Source organism: Lactiplantibacillus xiangfangensis (genome assembly GCF_001438845.1).
Taxonomy (GTDB): domain Bacteria; phylum Bacillota; class Bacilli; order Lactobacillales; family Lactobacillaceae; genus Lactiplantibacillus; species Lactiplantibacillus xiangfangensis.
Window position 1 is genome coordinate 1 of record NZ_JQCL01000044.1, and the last position, 3,690, is coordinate 3,690.

The 3,690-nt window shown below is 43.5% G+C and carries 3 protein-coding genes; all 3 read right to left on the reverse strand.

Going from position 1 to position 3,690, the window contains the following annotated elements; genetic code table 11:
- Positions 1-493 precede the first annotated feature (493 nt).
- The 3 genes from IV64_RS03880 to IV64_RS03890 are packed head-to-tail and all read right to left on the reverse strand — an operon-like array spanning position 494 to position 3,570.
- A complete protein-coding gene (locus IV64_RS03880) occupies positions 494-1,606 on the reverse strand; it encodes a PrsW family intramembrane metalloprotease (RefSeq protein ID WP_057705852.1) in 1,113 nt (370 codons plus the stop codon).
- Positions 1,607-1,618: 12 nt separating this feature from the next.
- Complete coding sequence (locus IV64_RS03885) at positions 1,619-2,977, reverse strand: serine hydrolase (protein WP_057705853.1); 1,359 nt, start codon at positions 2,975-2,977, stop codon at positions 1,619-1,621.
- A 14-nt stretch (positions 2,978-2,991) separates the two neighbouring features.
- The gene (locus IV64_RS03890; protein WP_157061024.1) at positions 2,992-3,570 is read right to left on the reverse strand and encodes a double zinc ribbon domain-containing protein; all 579 of its coding nucleotides are present in this window, start codon (positions 3,568-3,570) and stop codon (positions 2,992-2,994) included.
- Positions 3,571-3,690: the final 120 nt, after the last annotated feature.

A 3,690-nucleotide genomic window follows, 5' to 3' on the forward strand; every position in this document is an offset into this window, starting at 1 on the left:
ATCAGGTTATGCTGACAAATTTGTCCAAAAATTCGGATTAAATTTGCAATCTACCATATTTATAGTTTAATTTCCAAACCAAAATATGGATCAAAACTTTTCTATAATGGACATTGGTTTCATGTTGCAGGAATAACTAGCCAAAGTTATTACCGTGTTAAAAAAATGAAAATTGACGGTAAGAAAAAAACTGTGCTATTAGCATTCACACAAGGAACTACGATTTACTACTTACGTCATAAAACACATCATATTTATAAGACCACTAAACTTCCAGATCATAAGTTAATGGGTAACGGATAAACAAACTTTCAGCTAACACTAAAGCGTCAATCACCACTTAAGGTAATTGACGCTTTTTGTAAGCCCAACTTTAGTTACCGTATAATTATTCTTGTAGATGCTACACCAGAGGGTACTCCTCCTGCACACTTGCAGTTCAAAAAAGTGATTACCACCAAATCAGTAATCACCTCTCAAACGTTAATTTAACTTAGACTTGTGCGCGCTGCTTTAAATGCATAATTTCTTTCAAGCCAGCACTCATCAGCACAAAGACAACAATCCAAGCAACCACGATTAGTAGAATTAACTTCAAATAGTCACTGCCCAGAATCGTCACATCCCAGTCCCAAGCCGCATGCATAACGACAGCCAGGACAAAGAAAACTAAGAAACGAGTGTCTAATAACTGACTGAATTTGAATGGCTGGTCACGCTTGACCACCATTAGGGCTCCACCAGCGATTGCAGCCCAAACTAAATGACCACCAACCGCTGACCAACCACGCAAGATTGCAACCTCAATCAGCTGCTCCGCACCGGCATTATAAATATAACCGGCAGTTTCAAAGGCCGCAAATCCCGCTCCAACAGCAGCACCAATCAGGATCCCGTCTAGAATATGCTTAACATTGAGTTGGCTAATAAAATAAGTAATAATAAGGACTTTTCCCAACTCTTCAACAAGACCAATCGATAACGAATCCTTTAACGTCAGCACACCTGTGATTTGGCTCGTCGTACTAAATGAAACGAATTGATATAAAAATAGCGTAACGACCATTGAGAAGATTCCGCCAATGAAGAAAACTTTGATGACTTCAAATAGACTCACATCTTTAAAGGCATCCGCTTCAAAGAAAAAGACTAAGCCAGAAAATGGTACTGCAAAGGCCCCAACTAAAATCAGCCCAGGAATCGCGTTGCTATTATCGAAATTAACAGCCATGTATAACAACACGGCAAAAGCAATTAAAAATCCAAGTAAGATGCGTGAAAACAGCCATGGCTTAGCCCATTCATCTGAAACATCCGCCAACGCTGGCGTCGTGGTTTTCGTCCCGGCGATAAAGATTGAATTAGCTTCATCCTTTGAATGGTGCTTGAAGACTTCCGAAAAAAGATCCGAAAGATTGACCTTCACGGCACCCTCCTCGCCAGTATATTGATTTAACTTGGCAGTGGCGCTTTCGTAAATTCCTTTTACTTGATTCTGCTCTTGGGGTGCTTCAGCAGGTTGACCTGGCGTTAATGCGTTCCCGCAACTTGTACAGAACTTAGCTACGTCTCTAACTGGTTTCCCACAATGTGGACAATACTTCATACTTTTCCCTCACTACTCCAAAATATTTTGATAAAGTTTTAACCCTAATTTAGTCATCGCTGGAATCTGGTCGGATTCGTCCCCATCTTCAGAAAGAACAACCGCCACGAACGCACCATGTGAATTTTTGACGATTTCGGCATCGTTTTGAACGCCGTAGTCTGAAAATTCACCGGTTTTATTGTAAACCGTTGCCTCACTTGGCAATAGTTTCGGCAGTTTGGTCCGATTTTGATTCTTCGCTAAAATGGCTAACATTTCATCGTCAGCGGACTTCGATACTAGCTGATGATTGTAAATCTTTTTCAACGTGACACCCATATCCCGAGCCGAAGTGGTATTATCGTGTCCCTCACTAATTGCGTCCGTATCCATCATTTTGCGCCGCAATTTAGTATCAGTGGCACCCATGCTGGCAATCTTGTCATTGATTAAACTAAATCCGCCTAGCTTATCAATGATAATGTTAGCCGCGGTGTTATCACTGTCATCAATCATATGTGCCAGGATTTCACGGTACGTTAACTTCGTCCCGGCATCCATGTTCTGAATAACACCGGTCCCACCGACTTTTTCATCATCCGTTACGGTATGGGTATGATCTAAGTTCAGCACACCTTCCTTGTCCATCGCATACGCCGTCACCAAAATATACAATTTAATGCTACTAGCTGAAGACTGCGTCCCGTTGTTAACTAGGACACTTTGCTTACTAGTAACGGGCGACACATACACAGAATTCGTGCCACCAATCGAGCCGACCGTTGACGCAATATCCTGTTTAATTTGGGATTGATCAAAGTGAACGGTCTGAGCTGATGCGCTCGTTGACGATTCACTGGTTGCCGACGAACTCGCACGCGACTGTTTTGACTGCGCACTAGAACGAGCCGTTTTTGCCACTCGTTTTGGCGCCGAAGCAGACTTGGTTTCAGAATGCCCATAAACTAAGTAGGCCCCAATCCCGACAATTATAATTAAGACGATAATCCCAGCAATCCACTGCCATTTAGAGCGATCTTTTTTAGGCGTGGCTTGTGACCGTGACGGACTTGGGGTTGGTTGACTCGTCGTTTCAACGGGGCGCTTTGGCTCTGATGGCGCAGACGTCACCTTAGCAACGGCTGCTTTCGGTGCATCCGCTGAACTAGTTGGCTTTTCAGGCTTGGGATCAGCCTGCTTCTTTGTGGATGGCGTTGGCTTCACCGCTTCAAAATCATACCCACAATTTTCACAGAAACGACTTTCACTTGGGTTCAACGTCTGACACTGTGGACAGGGCTTTTGTGCCGCTGCTAGCTTAGTGCCACAGTTTTCACAAAAACTAACGTCAGCAGGATTCTGACTGCCGCAATTCGGACAAATTTTCATTAATCCAATCCCCGCTAATTAAAAGCGTGTCCACAATTTGGACAGAACTTCGTGTCAGCTGAAACGACTTTTTGACAGTCTGGACAAGTGACTTCTTTTGGCTTTGGATTTAAATCAGTCCCACATTCTGGACAGAATTTCGTGTCTAAGCCCACTGATGCATGACAATTAGGACATTCCTTGCCTAACTTCGTCCCACAAGAAACACAGAACTTGGCGCCCGCTTTATTGACGGCTTTACAGTTAGGGCAGACAACTTCGCCATCCTTAATGTCTTGACTCGCAGACATCGAAACCATGACCGTTTTACCACCGCTTAAAATAAATTGTTCCACAAATTCGAATAATTCATCGGGCAGCTTCTTCTGATTCCAAGCGCCAATTGCCGCCGTCACAGCTAGTGGTGCAAATGCCACCATCCCGATAGTTGCGGCACCAGCCTTGTCAACCCATTTACCAGAACCAACGTTGACCATAATCTGGTCTTCACCAGCTTTGAAAATCTGGACCTGAATTGCGGAATCCATACCAACGATTTTCTTCCAGCTATCTTCTTCCTTGGCTTGGACTAAGTAACCTTCGTTAGTGTGCATCCCTTCCGTGTGCAATTGTTTCTTTTCCCGTAACCAACCTTGAATGGCTTGGCCAACTTTTTCAATACCTGAATTGTCAAATCAAGTGCAACACTCACAACCCATTCTTATCAATTGGTC

Coding starts and splice junctions, on each gene's coding strand:
- IV64_RS03890 (WP_157061024.1), bottom strand. CDS start 3,570: ATGCACACTAACGAAGGTTACTTAGTCCAAGCCAAGGAAGAAGATAGC.
- IV64_RS03885 (WP_057705853.1), bottom strand. CDS start 2,977: ATGAAAATTTGTCCGAATTGCGGCAGTCAGAATCCTGCTGACGTTAGT.
- IV64_RS03880 (WP_057705852.1), bottom strand. CDS start 1,606: ATGAAGTATTGTCCACATTGTGGGAAACCAGTTAGAGACGTAGCTAAG.